Here is a 21,863-nt window from a genome sequence, read left to right on the forward strand (position 1 = left end):
AATGTAAGTTCCAAATTATGCCTCGGAAGTCAGCCATAGGGGGACAGACAGTGCGTTTATACGTAAACGGGCGCAAATGGTTTCAAAAAATTACATCTTTTTCACCGCAACATCGTAAGCTTCATTCAAAAGTCGAATTTTTTTGCCGATATATTCCTTATAGGCCTGATTATAGACAGACGGCTCTTTCGGATTTGGGAAACGCTCGATACGCTGCTCGAAGCCGTCCTCGTGTGCTACCTTGGGAAACAACACCTTGCTTACCGCTCCGCAGCCAAGCCCGATAATGGTCTGCCGCTCTTCCATCATCAAAATATTGTACAAGCTTTCAAAGCCCTCCAAAGAATAACCTACATTCTCTTGGTTGCCGAGAATATTTTTTTGCCGATACATGTAATACGGCTTATAACCGTTACGCTCCGTCCACTCCGAAGCAGCCCGGATCATTTCAGTAATCTCGTCTCGCTTGGCCACCTCATAATCGTCCTTGTTCTTGGTCATCCGGGAAGCGCGCTTGAACGACAGCGTGTGCACCGTAAGCGACTCCGGCATCAGCTTCGCCGTTTCATCCAACGTCCGCTGCAGCTCATTCATTCCTTCATTGGGCAGCCCGATAATCAGATCCATATTGATGTTGTTCATGCCGAGCTTACGGGCCAGCTTGAAGGTGTCAATCGTTTCTGTCACGGTGTGATGACGCCCGATCGTGTCCAGTGTCGCCTGGGTGAAGCTCTGCGGGTTGATACTGATCCGGTTTACCTTCCAGCGCTTCATCACCTCGATCTTGTCCTCGGTAATCGTATCGGGACGTCCCGCCTCGACGGTCAGTTCACGCACTTTATCAATCGCGGGAAACGCTTCATGCATCGCAACGAACAACGCGTCCATCTGCTCGGCGGTAATGCTCGTCGGAGTGCCCCCGCCCCAATATATCGTAGTGATCGCAACACCGGCTTCGCGCATCCAGCGTCCCATTTCGCGAATTTCATAGTGCAGCCCCTCCAGAAAAGCTTCGACAGATCCGTTGCTGCCCCGGATGTCATAAGCCGGAAAAGTGCAGTAAGCGCATTTGGTCGGGCAAAAAGGGATGCCGATATAAATGCTCACCTCGCGTTCCAGACGGAACAAATCCGGAATCACCCTAAGCTGACGTTCGGCAATGCCTGCAAGCAGTTCCACCTTAGCCTCCGAAACCAAATATTCGTCACGCAGGATCTGCTTGCAGCTCTCGATGCTTTTGGTCATCATCATGTTGTGCATCAGCTTGGTAGGTCTAACGCCGGTAAGCGTCCCCCAGGCCTGTTCCATCCCCGTATAATCGCCAAGCACTTTCAGGAGGCCATAGCCGACGGCCCGCTTCACGGAACGTTTAACCCCTTCGTCACCGGACTTTATTGCCCGGCTGTGCCGGTTTTCATAGGTTTGTCCGCCGATTCTGTCGACCATCCGCACGTAGGCCGTCATCATCCCGTCCGACGTATCCGCTTGCACCTGGATGAGCATGTGCAGCCGCGCATCGGACGCAGGCTCGTATACCGCCTCGACTTCATCAAAGAACAGCTTACAGATATGGAATATCTCCGTCGTCTGCCCTTCAAAGCCAATCCGTTCAAATTCGATCTTCATCCATCATCCCCCTGCCATGATGAAATATTGACAAAACAAAAGCCCCATCCGGAGCCCTTTTTCGTTTGCTTTAGTTCTGGAACACGCCCGCGGTTTCGAAGGGTTAGCGGGAAGTTTTGCGCATGGTCCGCTTAAGCTGCTCGCTTACGGAAGAAAAGGCTGAGCCCGCTTCGCCATCAGCAAGCCCGGAAGGCAGCAGCGCAGCCGCTTCTTCCGTACGTCCAGAACCCAAACTCAATTGGAGCTCGGGCAATAACATCCGTTGTTCTTTTGGAGATCGGTACATGGTATGGAGTCAGCTCCTTATTTAGATACGAATCGGCAACAACTACGCCATGTCCCCATTTTCCCCAAAACCTTACGGACTTATCCTTCCTGCCCGGCAAAGCGCGGTTAGGCTTGCCTGCTTTCCACAATCAAAGTCACCGGCCCGTCATTCACGAGCGATACGTCCATCCTCGCTCCAAAGCGTCCCGTTTCCACCTGAAGCCCCCGCTCCCGCAGCAAATCGTTAAACCGGTCGTACAGCGGCTCGGCGTGTTCGGGACGCGCAGCTCCCATAAAATTCGGGCGGCGTCCTTTGCGGCAGTCCCCGTAAAGGGTAAATTGCGAAATCGAAAGCACCTGCCCTCCCGTCTCCAGCACGGAAAGATTCATCCTGCCGGCCTGATCGTCAAAAATACGCAATCCGGCCACTTTCTCCGCGATATAGGCGGCATCCTGTTCGGTATCGCCGTCGGCAATTCCGACGAGCAGCACCAGCCCGTGAGAAATCTTGCCCACGGTTTGGCCGTCCACGGTTACCGCGGCGTTCTTGCTGCGCTGCAATACGACTCTCATGTATCAACAATCTCCGTTTCCTATCGTAGTAGATCGCGGGTCAAGCCTGCATAATGCGCTGAACCGAGTATACATCCTTGATCCGCTTGATTTTCTCGACAACCGAATGCAAATGATCAATGTTCTTGATCAGGATCGTCATGTGGATCATCACCATCTTGTTCTTGTCCGAGCGCCCGGATACGGCGGATATCGTCGTTTTGCTCTCGGACACGACCTGCAGCACTTCGTTGAGCAAGCCGCGCCGGTCATGGCCGGTAATTTCAATCTCCACGTTATAGTTGGCTTCGACATCCTCCACCCACTCGACCTCAATCACGCGGTTTCCTTCATCGCTGAACTCGGGCGAAGGAATATTCGTACAGTCATCCCTATGGACGGAGACCCCGCGGCCGCGGGTAATATATCCGATAATCCTGTCGCCCGGAACCGGATTACAGCAGCGGGCAAAACGGACAAGCAGGTTGTCCACGCCCTTGACCCGAACTCCGTTCGTCGGACGGCCTTTGCGCTCCTTCTCCGCAGGAGCTTTCATCTCCTTGACTTCGGAGGTGAGCAGCGCTTGCTGCTGCGCTTCCTGGGCCTCTTTGCGGATCTTCTCCGTCAAGCGCGTAACGATTTGCGCCGCCGTAATCCCGCCGAAGCCGACAGCAGACAGCATATCCTCTACTTCCTGGAAGTTGAATTTGTGGGCAACCTCCAGCATCTCATCGTCTTTCATCAGCGCGGATGGCTCCAAACCAAGCCGCTTCAGCTCGCGTTCGATCATCTCCCGGCCCTTTAAGACATTTTCCTCACGCCGCTCCTTCTTAAACCATTGGCGGATTTTCGAGCGCGCATGAGACGATTGGGCCAGCTTTACCCAATCCTGACTCGGGCCGTACGAATGCTTGGAGGTGAGAATTTCCACAATGTCGCCTGTTTTAAGCTTATGATCCAGAGGCACAATTCTTCCGTTCACCTTGGCACCGATCGTCCGGTTGCCGACCTCCGTATGGATCCGGTAAGCAAAATCCAGCGGTACGGATCCCGCGGGCAGCTCGATGACTTCCCCTTTCGGCGTGAAAACGAAAACCAAATCGGAGAAAAAGTCCATTTTGAGCGATTCTACAAACTCCTGGGCATCCTGCGTCTCGTTTTGCAGCTCAATAATCTCACGAATAAAATGCATCTTATCTTCATAGCTGCCCGACGGTACGTTTGTACCCTCCTTATACGCCCAGTGAGCCGCAACCCCGTATTCGGACGTACGGTGCATTTCGAATGTACGGATCTGCACCTCCAACGGTTCGCCTTTGGGGCCAATGACCGTCGTGTGCAGCGACTGGTACATGTTCGGCTTCGGCATCGCGATATAGTCTTTAAACCGGCCCGGCATCGGCTTCCAGAGCGTATGAATAATGCCTAGCGTCGCATAACAGTCCTTAATATTGTCCACGATGATCCGCAGAGCAAGCAAATCGTATATCTCGTTGAACTGCTTGTTTTTTACGGTCATTTTTTTATAAATACTGTAGATGTGCTTCGGCCGGCCGGAAATATCTCCATCGATCCCCATCTCATGCAGTTTGTCGCGTACCGTGGAAATCACGTCATTGATATATTGTTCCCGTTCGGCCCTCTTCTTCTGCATCAGGTTGACGATCCGATAGTACTGCTGCGGATTCAAGTAGCGCAGTGCGATGTCTTCCATCTCCCACTTGATCGCCGATATGCCGAGCCGGTGCGCGATCGGGCAAAAAATCTCCAGCGTTTCGTCGGCAATGCGCCGCTGCGCTTCCTCCGACTGATGCTTCAGCGTACGCATGTTATGCAGCCTGTCCGCCAGCTTGATCAAGATGACGCGAATATCCTGAGCCATGGCGACGAACATCTTGCGATAATTTTCATTCTGATGCTCTTCCTTGCTTTTGAACTTGATCTTCTCCAGCTTGGTCAGCCCGTCAACGATCATCGCACATGTCGCGCCGAACTTCTCATGTACAACTTCCAAAGAAACGGTCGTATCCTCCACCACGTCATGAAGCAGTGCGGCAATCACCGAAGTCGTATCCATCTGCATATTGACGAGAATGTCAGCCACCGCGAGCGGATGCAAAATATAGGGCTCCCCGGATTTGCGCACCTGCCCGTAATGGGCCTGATCGGCAAACTCGTAAGCCTCGCGTATCCGGTTCAAATCATACTCTTTTAAATATGTGGATGCCTTCTCAAGAAGCTGCTCTATCCCCATCCGTCCATCCATTCCCTTAAATTGATTTTAATCCATTATGCCCTTGGAATAGGCTCTCCGTCAAGAAAATACGGGACAAACCGACATTTTGCGCGCCAAATAGAACCAGCTTAGCCGTTTTCTCTTAAACGCAAGCGATTTCAATGGCAATGAAGGCCATGCATCCTGCTTTTTTTCGGGCACAAAAAAACAGCTCACTGTCTTCTGACGGTGCGCTGTCTGCCGTTTGGGTCAAAGCTCTTTTATCGCCTCGGTCACCAGGGTACGACGCTCTTCGATATATTTGCGAATGAACTGCATTTCCCCGTCAAACACATGAATAGGCCATTTCCTTACCGGCTCCCATTTCATATAAGGCTTGATTTGGTTATGCATGGATTCGGCAGCCGGAAGAATCCGGGATACGGTAAACTCGGTTTGCAGCAGCTTGACCAACAGCCGTTTGTATTTCCTGCGTACTTCAGCATATTGCAGCAGCTTGCGTGTCAGCCGATTATAGCCCGTAATTCGTACCAAATCACTGCCGCAAGGCTTTCCGTAACAGTTGCGGCCCCATGTTCCCTCATAATCCCATGGAATCATCCTGTATTTTTGCGCAGCCCTATGACGATATATCGCATAGTTTTGTTCGAATCCGTCGTAATTCCCCGTCAGCACAGCTCCGGCAAGCCATCGCAGATAATTATCGATATCGATTCTGCGATACAGATAAGCCTTCAGTTCATGGGCGCCTTTCGTTGTATTCAGCCGATGGATGAACCTTTTCAGCTTCCGCCTGTCCGCAGGGTTGCCCATGATTTGCTGATAGCCCGAGAACAGCTCCGCCTTCCTCCGTTTCGATCCGGGCTTTAGCAGATCGAAATTCGCATGATCGTTCACCGCATAAAAGAGCGATTGAACAGAGATTCCCCGCTTGCGAAAGAACGACCGGTCCACCCCCTCGATTTCGAGGTAAACGCCTAAGCACACCCCGTTAACAAAAAGCAAGCAGTGCTTCGTCGCCGGGCCCGGAACACCAATCCAATTGAAAAACCGGAAAGAAAGCGCATTGCGAATCAGGGAGGGATCGTCATATTCCGCGTTGTAATGATACGTTTTGCCTCCGCGTATTACCTCGTACGAACGCTTCGGGTACTCCCGCGTATGTCCGCCCCGATAACGGATTTGTATGTTCGCCTTGTTCCCGCCCGCCGTCATGACCGCTTGAACATACCGGTCGCTCCATACATTCTTTTGCAGCTGCTTCAGCTGCTGACTTCCGATCACAATATGCTTTGCCGGCAATTCCCCAGCCATCCTTTAGTTCCGCCTTTCCTTGGGAAAGACAAAAAACCTATTCGTAAGGAATAGGCTTTTTGTGCTGCTTTAGGATATTCGCCCTGAAGAACTTCTGCCACGGCATCTGTCACGCCCGGCGCGATTTCAAGGATGGCGAATGGATGGACACGCTGTTTATATCAATATTGCACCAGCGAGAGCACTTCGATGCCCTCCAGCTTCTCTCTTCCCTTCAACTCCAGCAGTTCAATCAGAAAAGCCGCGCCGACAACTTCGCCGCCAAGCTGCTTGACCAGATTTATCGAAGTCGCGATTGTGCCGCCCGTAGCGAGAAGATCGTCTGCAATCAGCACTTTTTGTCCCGGCGCAATGGCATCTTTATGCATGGACAATTTGTCTTTGCCATATTCAAGAGCATAATCCGCCTCGATCGTTTCACCCGGCAGCTTTCCGCTTTTGCGGATCGGGATAAAGCCTACGCCCAGCGCCACGGCCAAAGGAGCTCCAATGACAAATCCGCGCGCTTCCGGGCCGGCAATACAATCGATCTGAATGCCTTCCAGACGTCTTGTCATTTCGGCGATCACTTCCCTGTATACCTTTCCGTCCTTTAGCAAAGTGGTAATATCCTTAAAGCTGATCCCCGGCTGAGGAAAGTCCTCAATCACTCGAATATGTTCCTTGAAATTCATATGATTCCCTCCAACATGGTTTGGGTTTGCTTATGCCGGGCAAAGAGCCTTGACAGCAGTTCCTTTGCTGACGAGTACATCAGTTCCTGCTCCACATCCTGCCGCTTCATCCGGCTTTGATAAAGTAAAGAAGCGGTCAAATCCTTCTTCTCCGTTGACTCAATGATCCTATAGCCGTCACCCAGAGATTCCATCAAGTCCAATTCTGTAAATACATCCAATATGAAACGGGTCAGCGGAAGCGGCACTCCGGAACGCCTGGCTGTCCATTCTGCGCTCGCGGGTTTCGGCTTCAATGCCATGACCGCGCCGTAAACCGATTTAAACATATCCCGGCCGGGTAAGATCCCGGATTGCTTATCTTCTTCCGTGCCGCCGAAAGCGGCGTAATACCGCTGAACCGATGCGGCCTCCGCCGCCAGAGCGTCAAGCTGCTCCATTCGATCCGGCAGCGAATACAGCATCACATCGTGCGCCTCGGATAATGCGTTGTCCTTGGCGGCCTCATTGCACGGACGGAACCGGCCGTGCAATGAGGCACACCAGAGAGCAAAGCCGGCTCCGGACAGTTTCAGGTTAGGGGGCGGCTCCGGACCGAACACCACCACGGCCGGCGGCCGTCCAGGTCCCTGAGGGTGCCGTTTAAGCCGTCCGCACAGCTCCGACAGCTTCCGGTCGGGCCTTGGCGTCCCGCGCCAATCAAACAATTGGACGCGATGAACCCCCAAGTCTTGAATCATGATCTGAGGCCGCTGCACCCCGTTCCATTCGTTGACGGACAGCTCGCCAAGAACGTCGATGGAGGCGGTTGGGGAAATCCATTCAGCCAGCCGCCCTTTGCCGAAGCCGACGGCATCTACAGCAGCGGCCGTCTCGTTTCTTGCGCACTGCAAGGACAGCTTCAAGTGCTGCTGTTCTTTCCCTATCGTACGCATATCTTTTAGCGCCAGTTCCTTGAATACGAACCGGGGTGAAGGATTGCCCATGCCAAACGGACCGAGCAGCTCCAATTGGCGGATGCTTTCCAGATCGACTTCGCTAAATTCACAAAGCATGTCCGCATGCATCACGGGAATAAAATCCTCCGGAGCGAGCCACTCCATCGCCAATGCCGACATTCGCCGCGCAAGCTCAGGCAGATGCTCCCGCGCCAGCGTCATTCCGGCAGCCATTTGGTGGCCCCCGTAATGCTCCATCAGATCCTGGCAATGGGTAAGCGCCCGGTACATATCGAACCCGGCTATCGAACGTGCAGAGCCTTTCGCCATCCCCGTTTCTTTGTCGATCCCCAGTATGATTGTCGGAAGGTAATATTTGTCGACGATTTTCGAAGCAACAATACCGATGACGCCGACATTCCAATCCTCCTGGGCAAGCACAATCGCCTTGGGGAGTTCTCCGTCCACGCTGCGCTGCTCTTCGACCATCGCAACGGCCTGTTTTGCCATCTCGTCCACGATGCGCTGCCGTTCTTTGTTCAACTGGTCCAATTCAACCGCAAGTTCTTCCGCTTCCTGCTCGCTGGTCGCCGTAAGCAGTCTTACGGACGTATCCGCACTGAGCAGACGCCCGCTTGCATTAATGCGCGGAGCAAGAGCAAAACCGATATGAGTGGAATTTACGTCCTTCAGCGGGATTCCCGCCACACGAAAAAGCGCCCGGATACCAAAATTCGCAGTCTGCCGCATCCGCTCCAGTCCTTGCTTGACAATGATGCGGTTTTCTTCCGTCAGCGGCATCAAATCAGCTACTGTCCCAATCGCCGCAAATTCCAGCAGCTCTTCCGGCCAACGTCCCAAGACCGCTTGCGCCAGCTTCAGCGCCACGCCCACGCCTGCAAGCTGCTTGAACGGATAAGGACACCCGGGCTTCTTGGGATTGATGATAGCATACGCCGGCGGCAGCACATCCGGCGGTTCGTGATGGTCGGTGACCACCACATCAAGACCAATCGAATTGGCATATGCAATTTGCTCCACAGCGCTGATCCCGGTATCCACGGTTACGATCAGCTTGACTCCCTGCTCTTTAGCCGCGTCCAACGCGGCGATATTCAGTCCATATCCTTCATAGATCCGATGGGGTATGTAATAGTCAAAGCGGCAGTTCATTTGTCGCAGCAGATGAACCATCAGTGTCGTGCTGCTTACTCCGTCCGCGTCGTAATCACCGTACACACGGATCTTCTCGCCGGACTCCATGGCCCGGCGAATACGTTTTACAGCATCGGCCATACCATCTAAAAGGAACGGATCATGGGTCTGATCCGTTCCTCCATGTAAAAATCGGGCGGCATGTCCGATATCCGTCAAGCCTCGTACCGCAAGCAGACGGGCAATGAGCGGCGAAACATTCAATGCTTGGGAAAGCGCATCTGCCGCTTTTGGATCTACGCTGCCGATACTCCATCTGGCTTTTGTTGGTAGCATGCCTTCCCTCCCATCATTTAGTGAAGCAGTGTAGGCATTTCGTCGGCCTGCAAGTCATGATTTTTGTATGGATATCCGGGATCGTACGGGCTCACATGAACAAAAACGTCAGATACATGAATAAAACGCTTCATCAGTGTAAATTTGATAATCTTCGCGATATCGTGGCCTTCCTGAATGCTGATTCGGGGGTTTACGCTGATTTTGATCTCGACGATGACGTAATGGCCGTGTTCCCTTGCGCGCAAATCATCGATCGTGATGACTCCCTTCACGCGCTGAACCGTATCAAGCATCTCCGCCGAATCCTCTTGATGCAGCTCATGGCCGTGCTTGTCATGTAACGATTCTATCAGAAGTTGATATCCCGTGCGAACGATAAGCCCCCCAATGACCAGCCCGGCCAGCGGATCAAGATAATAAAGCGCAGTATTTCCCAGGTAATAGCCAAGCAGCGCACCCGAGACACCGATAAACGCGGCAATGGAGGCATACAAATCAGAGCGGTGCTTGCTTGCGCCGGAGGTTCGTTCATGTCCGGAAAGCTTTTTGTCCCTCCGGTATTTAAATTGAAACAGTGCTTCCTTAACCGCAATAGAGATAACGATAATGATCAGAGCGAAGGCCTCAGGCGCCTTGTCGACACCGTAATAAACCGATTTTATGGAAGAAATACCCGTTTCCAGGCCCAAAATAAGCAGCAGTACCGCGATCAGGATTGACCCTTTCGATATGGCTTTGATCTGCCCGTAATCAAGGTCTCCATCCGAAAACCTTTTGGCGGCGGGGCGTAAACCCGCGATGGAGCTGAATGCATCCGATGCGGAATGGAGCGCGTCCGCAATCAACGCTTTACTTTGTGACAAATATCCTGCCGTGCCCTTCAAGACCGCCAAGGCGAGATGGCCTGCTATACCGATCCGCACGTGGGCGGCCGCTTGTTTGCTTCGTTCTTCCGTCATGGGGCCACTCCTCCATGATATTGTAGAAAGGCCGCCGAAACTCGCCGTTTCGCGCGGCCGCGCTTGCTAAACCGCTTAAGCTGCGGCTTTCTTGTTAGCACCTAACGTCTTGGATTTCAATACCAGCCAGATCGGGCTTGCGATAATGATGGAAGAATACATACCGCTTATAAGCCCGATAATCATGGCAAGCGAGAAAAGGCGAATGGATTCGCTTCCCATAACGAACAGCAGCACCGCCGCAATCAGGACGGTCAGCACCGTATTGATAGAACGAGTCATCGTTTGCCAAATACTGCGGTTAACGATCTGGGACAAATCGTCAAAGGTCTTCACCTTGGCAAACCGCATGTTTTCACGAATTCGATCGAAAATAACGATCGTATCGTTAATAGAGTAACCGATAACGGTCAGTACGGCCGCGACAAACGGCAAATTGACCTCTAACTGGAAAATGGAGAATATAGCTATGACCATAAACGCATCATGAAGCAGTGCGGCGATCGCTCCAACAGCAAAACGCCATTCAAAACGAATGCTTACATAAAGCATAATCCCCAAGCTGGCAATCAATACCGCATAAATAGCTTTCAGCGCCAGTTCTTTGGCTAATTCCGTATCCACCGTGTTTTCTTCCTTGGAAATTTGATCCCCGAATGCCGTTTTGAAGCTGGCCTCGATCTGATCGATTTCCTGGGTAGTGAGCACCTTATCGAAACGCAGCGTGACCCGGTCCCCGGCCGCTCCTCCAACAACGGGGGGTGTCGCTGTCTCCAGACCGGCGCTTCTGACGAGTTCAACAGCTTGCGACTGCTGAATCGCCTTGCCTCCCGTTGAGATATCAAGCGTCGTACCCGCTTTGAAATCGACCCCGAGGTTCAAACCGAATATCAGCATCATAACGATTCCGATGACGGTGATGGCTATTGAGATGCCAAAAAATTTCCTGCGGTGCTTCATTAAATCATATTTGGCGTTATAGAGCATTGATTTCGGACTCCTTTACCCCAAAATAAGCTGGTTTTTTTACAATGTTGCTGCGTACGAGAAGGGTTAACAGCCATCTTGAGAAGAAGACGTTCGTCAATACGCTCACCAAAATGGTAAAAATCAGTGTCAGTGCAAACCCTTGAATCGCGCCCGTTCCAAGGAAATAAAGTACAGCTCCGGCAAGAATTGTCGTAAGATTGGCATCCAGTATGGTACGGAACGAGTGACGGGAGCCCGCTTTCAGCGAGGACATAATGCTCTTGCCGCTGCGCAGTTCTTCCCTGATCCGCTCATAGGTAATAATGTTGGCGTCCACCGCCATTCCGACCCCCAGAACAAATGCGGCGATGCCCGGAAGCGTCAATGTGGCCTTCATCAGGTAGGTGACAAGCAGCATTAACCAGATAAAAGTCACGATGGTGATGGATGCAACCAATCCGGGCACCCGGTAATACACGATCATGAACAAAACGATCAATATGGATGCGATGATGCTCGCTTTAACGGTTTGCTGCAGCGACAGCTGGCCAAGCGATGCCCCGACGGATTGCGTATACTTTTCCGTAAGCTTTAGCGGAAGCGCGCCGAGGTTGATCGTGTCGGCAATTTTCTTTGCTTCTTCGTACGTGTAGTTGCCGCTGATCGTGGCCGTGCCGTCCGTCAGTACCTGGCGTACGATCGGAGCCGATAGCTCCACCTCGTCCAAATAGATCGCAAGCGGCTTCCCAAGCAGCTTCTGCGTCACCTGACGAAATTTCTCGGGATCTTTTACTTTAATATTAACGAGCGGTCTGTTCGCCTCGTCGAAGCCGAGTTTGGCGGCACCGACTTCAAAGTCGCTTCCAACCATTTCCTTGGTGCCATCCGGACCGCGGAAAGACAGCTCCGCAGGCTTCTTCAATATCTCCCGGACCTCGGCTTCATTCTCAATACCGGCGAGCCGCACACGAATCCGGTCTTTTCCCTCCGTAGTCACTTCTGGCTCGCTTACCTTCTGAGCGTTTGCCCTCTGTTCGATGCTCCGGGCGGTTTCAAGCAGCGACTCCTTGGTCACCTGCTGTCCCGGTTCAACCGGTTCGGCAACGTACAGGATTTCAAAACCGCCTTTTAAGTCAAGACCCAACTTTATATTGCTTACAAGATGAGGACTCGTCCAAATGGCTGCAGCGAAGACGATCGCTACACTCACGAAAAACGCCACGATTCTTTTGATGTCCATAGCTATCTCCTTCCAAACTCAATATTCCTATTATACCTACCTGCGAAAATCGAGTCAATTTAAGGAGAGCTGTAGCAGATAGGGGGAGCAGTGCAAAAAAAGAAGCCCATTTATCATCGAAAATGGGCGTTGTCCTTATATATGCTCATCGTCATCCAATTCATAAATTGCGTCACTTTGAGAGACAGGATATCGTTCACGATCCGGTGCAGCGGCGGGATGCCGGTCTTGTTGTATTTGTCGCTTACGCATTCCCAAATTTCCTGGCCGGTCACATGCTCGTAACCGAGCATACGGAATTCCTGAGCTTTACTGCGGCATAGATCTTCAATCACCCGGTTCAATTCCTCGTCTTCCCCGGTTCCTTCTTCTCCGGTACCGGAGCTGCTCGCATCTGATTCTTCCTTTTCTGCTTCCGCGTCTTCGGCCGACGGCCGTTTTGTATCGTGCTCCGCCATTTCTTGCTCCCCGGCTTCCGCTGCGGCCGCCATGTAATGAAGCTCCATATAAGGCACCATGCTTTCGGCCTTCCTTTCGGAAGCCGAATCCGCCGCTTCCTCCGGACCTTGTTCATCCGGTTCCGGGTCTATGCCGCTATGACCCGGCTTCCATTCGTCTTTATCCATCCAGCATCCCTCCCGCATGCGAAGCCTTGTCTTAACTACCTATTCGCTGCCGCCGTTCGTTTTCCTGCCGCCGCCGGTATTTCCGCACTCAGAAAAATTGTTGCATGCGCAAGGACAGGTTATGCATATCCATTTAGTAACACCAGGGTCCAAGCCCATGGGAAAGAAAGAAGGTCATTCCCTTGACAAAACAATCGTTTATCAAAGGTACGCTCATATTGCTTGCAGCCGGTATCATTAACCGTATCCTGGGGTTTATTCCGCGGATAGCCCTTCCCAGGGTCATAGGTCCCGAAGGCATCGGTCTCTATCAAATGGGCTGGCCATTCCTCGTGGTTATACTTACCGTCGTAACGGGCGGGATCCCGATTGCGGTGGCCAAGCTGGTCGCCGCCGCCGAAGCGGAAGGAAACGAGGCGCGTGCCAAAAGCATATTTCGCTTGGCCCTTGCCGTGGCTCTCTTACTCGGCATCCTGTTTACGGCAGTGATCTTCTTTGGCGCGCGCTGGATCACCGACCACCTGTTTACCGACCCGCGCGTATACTTTACGTTCCTGTGCATGACGCCAATCGTTCTCTTTGTCGCTGTATCCTCTGTCTTTCGCGGATATTTTCAAGGACGCCAAGATATGATTCCGACAGCGCTCTCTCAAGTCATGGAAACCATCGTTCGGATCATAACCGTTCTGGCCTTCGCTTATTGGATGCTTCCTTACGGGATCGAATACGCCGCTGCCGGAGCGATGGTCGGGGTGGTGGCGGGAGAAATTTGCGCCCTGCTCGTCCTGATCCTGTATTACCGCCAGAGCCGCAAGCAGCGCACGCCCCGCGGACAAATCGGTTCCCACCGCTCGCTTTCACGTATCGCCAATCTGAAGCAGATCTTTAAGCTGGCTGTCCCCATCACCGGGAGCAAGCTGGTGGGCTCGGGTTCATACTTTCTGGAATCGGTTCTGATCGTCCAAAGCCTGGCCATGGCCGGTATCGCCACAGGGCTCGCGACAGCGCAATACGGAGCGCTGCAAGGGATGGTCATTCCCGTACTCATGCTGCCGAGCGCCCTTACTTTCTCGCTTGCCGTATCGCTGGTGCCGTCGTTATCGGAAGCCGCCGCCAAGAACGATATGCTCACCATTCATATGCGGCTGCACCAATCGCTAAAGCTCGCTTTGGTAACGGGCGCCCCCTTCGCGGTATTAATGTACGTTCTGGCCGAACCGATATGCTTATATATGTATGGTCAGCCCGGAGTCGGTTCCATGCTGAAGATGATGGCCCCGGCTGCCCTGTTCATTTACTTCCAGGCCCCGCTTCAGGCCGCCTTGCAGGCGCTCGAAAGACCCGGAAGCGCTCTAATGAATACGCTCATCGGGTCAGCAGTCAAGCTGTCGCTGATCTATTTTCTGGCCAGCCGTCCTGAATACGGAATCTTGGGTGCCGTCATTGCCATTACGGTCAATATTATGCTCGTTACAACCCTGCACTGGCACAGCATCGTACGGCTTCTGCATTTCCGGATGCAGCTTTCCGATTTCATAAAAGCAGCCTTCTGCATGGCGGGCACGGCATTCGCAAGTCACACCGTCATGCAATCGAATTGGATCTCAGATGGTTTTGCTCGCTTTTTTGCCGCATGTATCATCGGTATGATCATCTATCTGCTTTTGGCCATCCTGGTGAGGCTCATCGACCGAAATGATTTGTTCCGTGTCATCTGGCTCGGCAAAAGGTTCGTAAAGTAAAGCTGTACGCCGCATTTTATTTTTTTTTATCGATAAACCATTTGCCCCGATGATCGATCGAGCAAAAAAATACTTCTTTAAAATCCTTTACCCCTAAAGACTGCAGCTCATGCTTCAGCCAAAACCTTGTTTTTCCCAGCTTCTGAAGACTCTCGTCCTGCACTTTTCCATCCATGATCAGCGGAAGCGGCAGGCCTTCATAACGAATGGACGCCTGTCCTGTCGAGGAGCGATCCAGATGATCTTTCTTTTCCGAGATCGTCAGCTTGCCCGAAGGCTCCAGAACGGCAAATTCCACATCGGCCACGTTCATCACCTTATTCTCACGAAGCTGAAGCAGCAGATCGTCAAGATTGTAGCGCTGCTTGCGCATCTCTTCACGGTTCAGCTTGCCGCCGTCAATGATGGCCGACGGCTTGCCTTCAAACCACCGGCGTAATTTCTCGCTTTTCAATGAAATATACGCAATGAGAAGCTGGACAGCCACGAGCGTCACCATGGGAAGAATCCCTTCCAGCATCGGCTTGTTCAAGTCCTCCAGCACGAACACGGCAATCTCCGCGATCATAATGGAAATGACAAGGTCGAAAACAGACAGCTTGCCTATTTCCCTTTTCCCCATAATCCGCATCATCAAGAACACGATCAGATAGACCAAGACTGTTCGAACAAATAATGTCCATATCTCCATTGGCTCTTCCTCCCGGTTACTCTTCAGGGAATATTTTGACCTTGGCCGCTGCTTGTCATGCGGGAGAATTGTTGGTAATTGCCTGAGGAACCTGTACTATTTTCTGGTACATGCCCATACAATGGGAGTGAAGCAGCGAGCTTGCGGTGCAGCGCCTCTTGTCCCGGCGAGCAGGAGCGAGCTTGCAGCCCTGAACCATACTTCAGGGGATCACGGATCGGATTAGGAGGAATGAGGTGACTATGAAAAAATCACCCTTGTTATCCGGATTAACGTATGCTGTCGGTGTTATGCTGATCGGCACGCTGATCGCCTCGCTCATCTTGCTCGCAACCGATATTCCGGAAGACTCTTGGCGCAAAACAACCTGGATGATTCATAGTTTGGCCATGCTGATCGGAGGGATGGTATCCGGAAAGCGAAGCGGCAGCAGAGGCTGGTATCAAGGCATACTGCTCGGAGCCTTGTACGTCGCCGTGGTTTGGCTGGTCGGCTTTTTGGCTTATGACTCGGGGCTTACAAAGGACACGTTGATTTTGGCGGGATTGGCGGTGCCGTCCGGAGCCATCGGCGGTATGATCGGGGTGAATTTGAAACGGTGATTTAAATTAAATAAAAGCCCGTGCCTCGCGTCAATCGCGATAGAACGGGCTTTTATTTGCGGCGGGATATCCCGCTGCCAAGTTGTTTTATTCCGCCGAACCTGACGAGCTCTGTACGGTGTTCACCGCAGAACGTTCGAATGTCAGCTTTGTCACGTCATTGACGCGCAGGATGACCGTATCGTCCGTCAGTTCGATAATCGTACCATGCAAACCTCCAATGGTAACGACCTTGTCCCCTTTTTTCAAATTGCTCAGCATCATATTGCGTGCCTTCTGGCGTTTTTGCTGAGGACGAATAAGTAAAAAGTACAGGACGACAAACATCAAAACAAGCGGACCGTAAGTAACCAAGTATCCCTCGATTCCCGGTGCCGCTGCAGCATCACTTGCCGCTAACCACATTAACTTTTCCCCTTTCTTGTAATATCTATGTAATATTGGTTAAAACCCTTTGCTGTTTTCGTCGATTCCGTATCGGGCGAAGAACTCGTCGCGAAAATCAAGCAGCCGGTCCTCGCGAATCGCCTGGCGCACCCCACGCATCAACTCTAATAAAAAATGGAGGTTATGATACGTCGTAAGCCGGATACCGAACGTTTCATCGGCCTTAATCAAGTGACGGACGTAGGCGCGGGAATAGTTGCGGCAGGTGTAACAGGAACATTCCGGATCAAGCGGGCCGAAATCTTCCGCAAATTTGGCATTTCGGATCACAAGCCTTCCAGAGCTGGTCATCACGGTCCCGTTACGGGCAATGCGCGTCGGAAGAACGCAATCGAACATATCGATGCCGCGAATGGCGCCTTCTATCAGCGCATCCGGGGAACCTACACCCATCAAATAACGGGGCTTGCCGAAAGGCAGCAGAGGAACAGTATAATCCAGCACCTCAAACATCAGATGCTTCGGTTCGCCCACACTCAGCCCTCCAATAGCATACCCCGGGAAATCCATGGAAGTCAACTCGGCGGCGCTTTGTTTGCGCAAATCTTCGTACATGCCCCCTTGAACGATAGCAAAAAGCCCTTGCTCCTCCGGCCGGCTGTGCGCTTTCAAGCAGCGTTCCGCCCAACGGGTCGTCCGTTCCAGCGATTGTTTGGCATAGCTGTGATCCGCCGGATACGGAGGGCATTCATCGAAAGCCATAATAATATCGGCGCCGAGCGCATTCTGGATTTCAATCGATTTTTCCGGAGAAATAAACAGCTTGTCCCCGTTCAGATGCGAGCGGAACTGCACGCCTTCTTCGCTGATTTTGCGCATTTCGCTAAGACTGAACACTTGAAATCCGCCGCTGTCGGTCAGTATCGGCCTGTCCCAGTTCATAAACCGGTGCAGCCCTCCCGCCGCTTTCACGATGTCGTGTCCGGGACGGAGAAACAAGTGATACGTATTGCTGAGAACGATGTGCGCATCCATCTCCTTGAGTTCTTCGGGACTCATCGTTTTTACGGTGGCCTGTGTGCCTACCGGCATGAAGGCCGGAGTCTCCACGATCCCGTGCGGGGTATGAACCCGGCCGAGTCTGGCTCCGGATTGTTTGCACGTTTTGATATGTTCATAGGTGATAGCCATTAAAAATCACTTCTTTCCGGGCATTGCCTCGATCTAATAAATGAACATGGCGTCGCCGAAGCTGAAAAAGCGGTATTCCCGCTCCACGGCTTCTTTGTAAGCGGCCAGTACACGTTCTCTTCCTGCAAGGGCGCTGATCAGCATCAACAATGTCGATTTGGGCAAATGAAAGTTGGTAAGCAGCGCATCGACAATACGAAATGGGTAGCCGGGGTATATAAAAATACCTGTCCACCCCTTTCCGGACACCAAAGTACCGTCTTCTCGCGCGGCCGATTCCAGCGTTCTGGCCGAGGTCGTGCCTACAGCGACAACCCGTCCTCCCTTTTGCCTGGCCGCATTGACTACTTCGGCCGTCTTTTCGGAAACCTCATAATACTCTTTATGCATTTCATGCTCTTCCACGTTTTCGACGGAGACCGGCCGAAAGGTGCCCAGCCCGACATGCAGCGTAACATAGGCTAATTGTATACCTTTTTGTTCCAGCCTATGCAAATATTCCTCTGTAAAATGAAGCCCTGCCGTCGGCGCTGCAGCTGACCCCCGGTGTTTGGCGTACACCGTCTGGTAGCGCTCCTTTTCGGGAAGCTGTTCTTTAATGTAAGGCGGCAGCGGCATATGACCGAGCCTGTCCAAAATTTCATTAAAAATGCCTTTGTAGCTAAATTGAAGCACCCGGCTGCCCATATCGCCTTCGGATTCAACCGTGGCCGTCAGCAGCGGCGCAGAGTCTTGTTCGCCGGTTTCGCCGCCAAAATGAAGGCGTGCGCCCACTTTCAGCCGTTTGGCGGGACGGACCAGCGCTTCCCAGCGGTCCCCTTCCAACGGCTTTAGCAGCAGTACCTCCGCCTTTGCGCCCGTATCCGCCTTCACGCCAAAAAGCCGGGCTGGAATGACCCTTGTGTCGTTTAACACCAGCACATCCCCGGCTTGCAAATATTGCTCCAATTGTTCAAACCTGTGGTGGCCGATCCGTCCGGTGCGCTTATCGAGCGTCAGAAGCCGCGATGCCGTGCGATCGGCAAGCGGCGTCTGCGCAATCAGCGACTCGGGGAGATCGTAATCGAACAAATCTACCTGCATCGTTATCGTTTCATCCCTTGGAAATCGAGACCCCTATATAGTAAGTCTGGAGTATTTTGTGGTAATCGTAGCCGAGCTCCGCATACCCTTTGGCCCCCCATTGGGACATGCCCAAACCATGGCCAAAGCCGGTTCCCCGAAAAACAAACTGCGGGCTCCGGGTTGCAACCCGAACCGTTCCGTCCGCGTTCAGCAAGAACAGCTCCTCATCGCGGTGCTCCTGCACCGTCTGACCCCCTCCTGAAGTATAAACCGGCTGTGCGGAGGAGGATTGGGTACGAACGGTTCCGTCCGCTCCCAATATAGTATACCGTCCTGTTTCTTCAATTTCAAACTTCGTGCTGGGCAATCCTCCCAGAAGCGTCCGAAGCGCATCGGGATATGCGGCAGCCAGCGGCTGCCCGTTCGCCGCAACCTCAAGCGCCCTTCCGGAAACGCCGCGCTTCGTTACTTCCAGCCGTTGCAGCTCCCCGCCCGCGGTCATTGCGGAACCTAACCGCTTTTTCATCTCCGATGCCTCATAAGGCCCGCGAATCCAGGCATAGGCGTTGGATTCCGTTTCCTCGCCGATCACAACGAAACGGTCACGGACATCGACCTTAAACACCGCCGCATTGCCTGCATTATCCACATAAGGAGCCGGGCGGACATTCACCCCGTCCTGCACGGATTCGTAATAAGGCAGGCCTGCCGGGTTTTTCAGTCCCGTATCCCGTGCATAATCGGAATGAATATACCCGGACATGCCATTGGGAAGCACGATACGGTACCACTTCTTTTTGCCCTCTTCGGCTCCCTTATCCTGAGAAGAAACGCTTTTCAGGTAAGCTACTTCATTGCCCCATACCTCGGTGGAGTCTGCCGTTTGCCCGCCTGCATTGGAATAGTAAAGCGGATCGATCAGAGCATTGTTATAAGTCAGCACCTCTCCGGCCGTTGAATCGACCGCCTGGAGCGCAGCCGGAAATTCCACAGCCATGCCTTTGTAGGATTGATCCAGTGTCGTATCCGAAACATGGGCGATCTGATACTTCACGCCTTGCTTCAGCGCATAGGTGCGAGCGGCGACCGCCTGAGCCTTCAGCGCTTCTATAGGCCAAGCCGGGTTGAGCTCGGAGCCGAGAACCGCATACAAATACTGCTGGAAAGGCAGCTCATTGATCACGGCCAGCCTATGGTTGTGAAGAGACAGTTCGAGGCCGCCGCGGTACATCCGCCCAAAGCGCTCTTTGACATAGACTGCACCCTGAGGATCGTTGGAAGCCGCCCACAGCTTTGCGTTTCCGCCAAAGACCATTGCGGTCAGCGGCTGCGCTGCACTATCGGCATCGGCGGCAAGCTCCGTGCGCAGAAGCACATAGCCCTGAGCGGCATCCATCGGCGTCAATACTACCGCAGGCAGCGCCGCAGCGATTTGGGCCCTTAGTGCTTCAAGCCCCGCGCTGTCTGCGGCGCCGCCGACCAGCACGGCATAGCTTCCTGCGCTCAGCTGCGCTACGTTGGCGTCGAACCCGGCCTGCGCGATAGCTGCCGCCTGCGCCTGTGCTTCCGCGGCTGCGGCATACGTGCCCGCATTCCAGCGCAGCGGGCCCGCGAGTACCGCGCCCGGCCTCGCTGCCGCGGCTGCGGCCGCCTCTTCCTTGGTCGCGAAAGGACCAAGATATACGCGATAGGCCTGCTTGCCCCGCGCTGTGTTCTGCACGATGCCGGCATCGGCTCCGCCAGCCGCGGCCTGCTGCGCTTGTGTCCGGGCTTCAGCGGCGCTGGCCGTTTCCGGTAGCAGCGCATAATAGCCGTCCGCGGACACACGGACCTGTTCCTTCGCCGCCGCCTGATAGGCAGGCGTGACGCCCGCGGCTCCCCGCAGGCTCAGCGTCAGTCCGGCATCGGCGGACAGCGTCACGGCTGACGCACGGCTGACGTATTTGCCCGTATCAATAAACAGCGCGACACGGATCGTATCCAGCTTCGGTACGGCCGCTTGTGCTGCCGGAATGGCCGGCGCCGCAGCCAGAGCGGCTTCCGGCGCACCGATGCTTCCGGATAGCAGCAGCGCCGCCGCAGCCGTCATTTTCAATACGATGCCGCAAAGCGGTCGTACGGCCTGATTGGAAGCTCCCGAAGACGCTTCCTCCGACAAGAACGGCCGTTTGATACCTTTCATCATGAATATTCCCCTTTCCAACCGTACGGTTACTCGTCCCTCTCCGTCAGGTCAGGAACGGCTGGGCATAGGCAGCCCCAGATGCTTGCATGCGCTGGCCGTTACCATGCGGCCGCGCGGGGTGCGTTGAAGAAAGCCGATTTGCAGCAAATACGGCTCGTATACATCTTCGATCGTTTGGCTTTCTTCACCGATCGAAGCGGCTATCGTATCCAGTCCGACCGGGCCGCCCTGAAAGCCGAGAATAATGGCGCGGAGCATTTTATGGTCGATTTCGTCCAAACCGAGCGCGTCGACTTGAATGCTGGCAAGGGCCGCCCGGGTGATCTCCAGCGTGATGATGCCGTCCCCCTTGACTTGTGCGAAATCGCGGACGCGCTTCAGCAGCCGGTTGGCGATCCGTGGCGTACCGCGGGAACGCATCCCGATCTCGCGGGAGGCTTCGCCGATGATCTCAACCTGCAAAATGTCAGCGGTCCGGCTGACGATGTAAGAAAGTTCATCCACCGTATAGTACTCCAAGCGGCTTACGACGCCGAAGCGGTCCCTCAGAGGCGCCGACAGCAGCCCCACGCGGGTCGTGGCGCCCACAAGCGTAAACGGCGGCAGATCCAGCCTCACCGAACGGGCGCTGGGCCCTTTGCCGATGATAATATCGAGCGCATAATCCTCCATTGCAGGATAGAGCACCTCTTCCACCGTCCGGTGAAGCCGGTGAATCTCATCGATGAACAGCACGTCGCCTTCCTGTAAATTCGTCAGAATGGCGGCCAAATCGCCAGGACGCTCAATCGCAGGTCCCGATGTCGTGCGCAGATTGACGCCCAGCTCATTGGCGATAATGTTGGACAGCGTCGTCTTGCCCAGGCCGGGAGGGCCGTACAGCAGCACATGGTCAAGCGCCTCTTTGCGCATTTTGGCCGCCTCTATGTATACCTTCAAATTTTCCTTCGCCTGCGATTGGCCGATATATTCCGCCAAGTACCTTGGCCGTAGACTGAACTCCATCCCCTGGTCTTCCATCATCAGATTTGCCGAAATGATGCGGTCTTCCATCTTGCAGCTCCTTTCTCCGGGTTCAAGCCTGCCTGGCGGGCAAGCCCTTATC

Annotated in this window: 19 protein-coding genes; 2 read left to right on the forward strand and 17 right to left on the reverse strand. The window is 53.5% G+C overall.

Features of this window, described 5'->3' with window-relative positions; genetic code table 11:
* Positions 1 to 90: 90 nt before the first annotated feature.
* The 11 genes from NR121_RS21760 to NR121_RS25215 all read right to left on the reverse strand — a co-directional run bounded on the left by NR121_RS21760 (position 91) and on the right by NR121_RS25215 (position 12,895).
* Positions 91 to 1,626 carry a coproporphyrinogen III oxidase gene (locus tag NR121_RS21760; RefSeq protein ID WP_256831924.1) on the reverse strand — a complete coding sequence of 512 codons (1,536 nt, stop codon included), beginning with the start codon at positions 1,624 to 1,626 and terminating at the stop codon, positions 91 to 93.
* Between the two features lie 103 nt (positions 1,627 to 1,729).
* On the reverse strand, positions 1,730 to 1,912 hold the full coding sequence (locus NR121_RS21765; RefSeq protein WP_054819007.1) for a hypothetical protein: 183 nt from the start codon (positions 1,910 to 1,912) through the stop codon (positions 1,730 to 1,732).
* Between the two features lie 107 nt (positions 1,913 to 2,019).
* Positions 2,020 to 2,466, reverse strand: coding sequence for a D-aminoacyl-tRNA deacylase (gene dtd, locus NR121_RS21770; protein WP_062409222.1), 447 nt, complete (start codon positions 2,464 to 2,466; stop codon positions 2,020 to 2,022).
* 40 nt (positions 2,467 to 2,506) lie between these two features.
* Positions 2,507 to 4,699: a RelA/SpoT family protein gene (locus NR121_RS21775; protein WP_062409223.1), complete on the reverse strand. Its 2,193-nt coding sequence runs from the start codon at positions 4,697 to 4,699 to the stop codon at positions 2,507 to 2,509.
* Between the two features lie 231 nt (positions 4,700 to 4,930).
* On the reverse strand, positions 4,931 to 5,995 hold the full coding sequence (locus tag NR121_RS21780) for a CotH kinase family protein (RefSeq protein ID WP_054819008.1): 1,065 nt from the start codon (positions 5,993 to 5,995) through the stop codon (positions 4,931 to 4,933).
* 161 nt (positions 5,996 to 6,156) lie between these two features.
* On the reverse strand, positions 6,157 to 6,669 hold the full coding sequence (locus NR121_RS21785; RefSeq protein WP_054819009.1) for an adenine phosphoribosyltransferase: 513 nt from the start codon (positions 6,667 to 6,669) through the stop codon (positions 6,157 to 6,159).
* Positions 6,666 to 9,098, reverse strand: coding sequence for a single-stranded-DNA-specific exonuclease RecJ (gene recJ / locus NR121_RS21790; RefSeq protein ID WP_137670126.1), 2,433 nt, complete (start codon positions 9,096 to 9,098; stop codon positions 6,666 to 6,668). The genes NR121_RS21785 and recJ overlap by 4 nt, the downstream gene beginning before the upstream one ends.
* A gap of 17 nt (positions 9,099 to 9,115) precedes the next feature.
* Positions 9,116 to 10,060, reverse strand: coding sequence for a cation diffusion facilitator family transporter (locus NR121_RS21795; protein ID WP_054819010.1), 945 nt, complete (start codon positions 10,058 to 10,060; stop codon positions 9,116 to 9,118).
* Positions 10,061 to 10,135: 75 nt separating this feature from the next.
* A complete protein-coding gene (secF, locus tag NR121_RS21800; RefSeq protein WP_082660809.1) occupies positions 10,136 to 11,047 on the reverse strand; it encodes a protein translocase subunit SecF in 912 nt (303 codons plus the stop codon).
* Entirely contained in the window at positions 11,037 to 12,269 is a 1,233-nt protein-coding gene (gene secD, locus NR121_RS21805; RefSeq protein ID WP_082660810.1) for a protein translocase subunit SecD, read from the reverse strand. The genes secF and secD overlap by 11 nt, the downstream gene beginning before the upstream one ends.
* 113 nt (positions 12,270 to 12,382) lie before the next feature.
* Positions 12,383 to 12,895 carry a post-transcriptional regulator gene (locus NR121_RS25215; protein ID WP_306274604.1) on the reverse strand — a complete coding sequence of 171 codons (513 nt, stop codon included), beginning with the start codon at positions 12,893 to 12,895 and terminating at the stop codon, positions 12,383 to 12,385.
* Positions 12,896 to 13,077: 182 nt separating this feature from the next.
* On the opposite strand from NR121_RS25215, the gene spoVB reads away from it, so the two are divergent.
* Entirely contained in the window at positions 13,078 to 14,637 is a 1,560-nt protein-coding gene (gene spoVB, locus NR121_RS21815) for a stage V sporulation protein B (protein ID WP_062409226.1), read from the forward strand.
* 16 nt (positions 14,638 to 14,653) lie between these two features.
* Here the strand turns inward: spoVB and NR121_RS21820 are convergent, their stop codons facing one another.
* Complete coding sequence (locus NR121_RS21820; RefSeq protein ID WP_062409227.1) at positions 14,654 to 15,328, reverse strand: DUF421 domain-containing protein; 675 nt, start codon at positions 15,326 to 15,328, stop codon at positions 14,654 to 14,656.
* Positions 15,329 to 15,570: 242 nt separating this feature from the next.
* Between NR121_RS21820 and NR121_RS21825 the strand changes: the two genes are divergently transcribed.
* The gene (locus NR121_RS21825; RefSeq protein ID WP_062409228.1) at positions 15,571 to 15,930 is read left to right on the forward strand and encodes a TIGR04086 family membrane protein; all 360 of its coding nucleotides are present in this window, start codon (positions 15,571 to 15,573) and stop codon (positions 15,928 to 15,930) included.
* Positions 15,931 to 16,017: 87 nt separating this feature from the next.
* Here the strand turns inward: NR121_RS21825 and yajC are convergent, their stop codons facing one another.
* From yajC to ruvB, 5 genes are read right to left on the reverse strand one after another with little or no spacing between them, the layout of a single operon-like run.
* Positions 16,018 to 16,335: a preprotein translocase subunit YajC gene (yajC, locus tag NR121_RS21830; RefSeq protein ID WP_062409229.1), complete on the reverse strand. Its 318-nt coding sequence runs from the start codon at positions 16,333 to 16,335 to the stop codon at positions 16,018 to 16,020.
* A 39-nt stretch (positions 16,336 to 16,374) separates the two neighbouring features.
* Positions 16,375 to 17,508: a tRNA guanosine(34) transglycosylase Tgt gene (tgt, locus tag NR121_RS21835; protein ID WP_074727168.1), complete on the reverse strand. Its 1,134-nt coding sequence runs from the start codon at positions 17,506 to 17,508 to the stop codon at positions 16,375 to 16,377.
* A gap of 33 nt (positions 17,509 to 17,541) precedes the next feature.
* Positions 17,542 to 18,591 carry a tRNA preQ1(34) S-adenosylmethionine ribosyltransferase-isomerase QueA gene (gene queA, locus NR121_RS21840; RefSeq protein WP_054819013.1) on the reverse strand — a complete coding sequence of 350 codons (1,050 nt, stop codon included), beginning with the start codon at positions 18,589 to 18,591 and terminating at the stop codon, positions 17,542 to 17,544.
* 10 nt (positions 18,592 to 18,601) lie between these two features.
* Positions 18,602 to 20,758 (reverse strand): SpoIID/LytB domain-containing protein, encoded by a 2,157-nt coding sequence (locus NR121_RS21845; protein WP_235594130.1) that lies wholly within the window; start codon positions 20,756 to 20,758, stop codon positions 18,602 to 18,604.
* A 48-nt stretch (positions 20,759 to 20,806) separates the two neighbouring features.
* Positions 20,807 to 21,811 (reverse strand): Holliday junction branch migration DNA helicase RuvB, encoded by a 1,005-nt coding sequence (gene ruvB, locus NR121_RS21850; RefSeq protein ID WP_062409231.1) that lies wholly within the window; start codon positions 21,809 to 21,811, stop codon positions 20,807 to 20,809.
* Positions 21,812 to 21,863 lie beyond the last annotated feature (52 nt).

The organism is Paenibacillus sp. Pae15 (assembly GCF_024519685.1).
Lineage (GTDB): Bacteria > Bacillota > Bacilli > Paenibacillales > NBRC-103111 > Paenibacillus_G > Paenibacillus_G naphthalenovorans.

Bases quoted from the DNA above. Each gene is read 5' to 3' on its own strand.
- NR121_RS21760 (WP_256831924.1), bottom strand. From the start codon at position 1,626: ATGAAGATCGAATTTGAACGGATTGGCTTTGAAGGGCAGACGACGGAG.
- NR121_RS21765 (WP_054819007.1), bottom strand. From the start codon at position 1,912: ATGTACCGATCTCCAAAAGAACAACGGATGTTATTGCCCGAGCTCCAA.
- dtd (WP_062409222.1), bottom strand. From the start codon at position 2,466: ATGAGAGTCGTATTGCAGCGCAGCAAGAACGCCGCGGTAACCGTGGAC.
- NR121_RS21775 (WP_062409223.1), bottom strand. From the start codon at position 4,699: ATGGGGATAGAGCAGCTTCTTGAGAAGGCATCCACATATTTAAAAGAG.
- NR121_RS21780 (WP_054819008.1), bottom strand. From the start codon at position 5,995: ATGGCTGGGGAATTGCCGGCAAAGCATATTGTGATCGGAAGTCAGCAG.
- NR121_RS21785 (WP_054819009.1), bottom strand. From the start codon at position 6,669: ATGAATTTCAAGGAACATATTCGAGTGATTGAGGACTTTCCTCAGCCG.
- recJ (WP_137670126.1), bottom strand. From the start codon at position 9,098: ATGCTACCAACAAAAGCCAGATGGAGTATCGGCAGCGTAGATCCAAAA.
- NR121_RS21795 (WP_054819010.1), bottom strand. From the start codon at position 10,060: ATGACGGAAGAACGAAGCAAACAAGCGGCCGCCCACGTGCGGATCGGT.
- secF (WP_082660809.1), bottom strand. From the start codon at position 11,047: ATGCTCTATAACGCCAAATATGATTTAATGAAGCACCGCAGGAAATTT.
- secD (WP_082660810.1), bottom strand. From the start codon at position 12,269: ATGGACATCAAAAGAATCGTGGCGTTTTTCGTGAGTGTAGCGATCGTC.
- NR121_RS25215 (WP_306274604.1), bottom strand. From the start codon at position 12,895: ATGGATAAAGACGAATGGAAGCCGGGTCATAGCGGCATAGACCCGGAA.
- NR121_RS21820 (WP_062409227.1), bottom strand. From the start codon at position 15,328: ATGGAGATATGGACATTATTTGTTCGAACAGTCTTGGTCTATCTGATC.
- NR121_RS21825 (WP_062409228.1), top strand. From the start codon at position 15,571: ATGAAAAAATCACCCTTGTTATCCGGATTAACGTATGCTGTCGGTGTT.
- yajC (WP_062409229.1), bottom strand. From the start codon at position 16,335: ATGTGGTTAGCGGCAAGTGATGCTGCAGCGGCACCGGGAATCGAGGGA.
- tgt (WP_074727168.1), bottom strand. From the start codon at position 17,508: ATGGCTATCACCTATGAACATATCAAAACGTGCAAACAATCCGGAGCC.
- queA (WP_054819013.1), bottom strand. From the start codon at position 18,591: ATGCAGGTAGATTTGTTCGATTACGATCTCCCCGAGTCGCTGATTGCG.
- NR121_RS21845 (WP_235594130.1), bottom strand. From the start codon at position 20,758: ATGATGAAAGGTATCAAACGGCCGTTCTTGTCGGAGGAAGCGTCTTCG.
- ruvB (WP_062409231.1), bottom strand. From the start codon at position 21,811: ATGGAAGACCGCATCATTTCGGCAAATCTGATGATGGAAGACCAGGGG.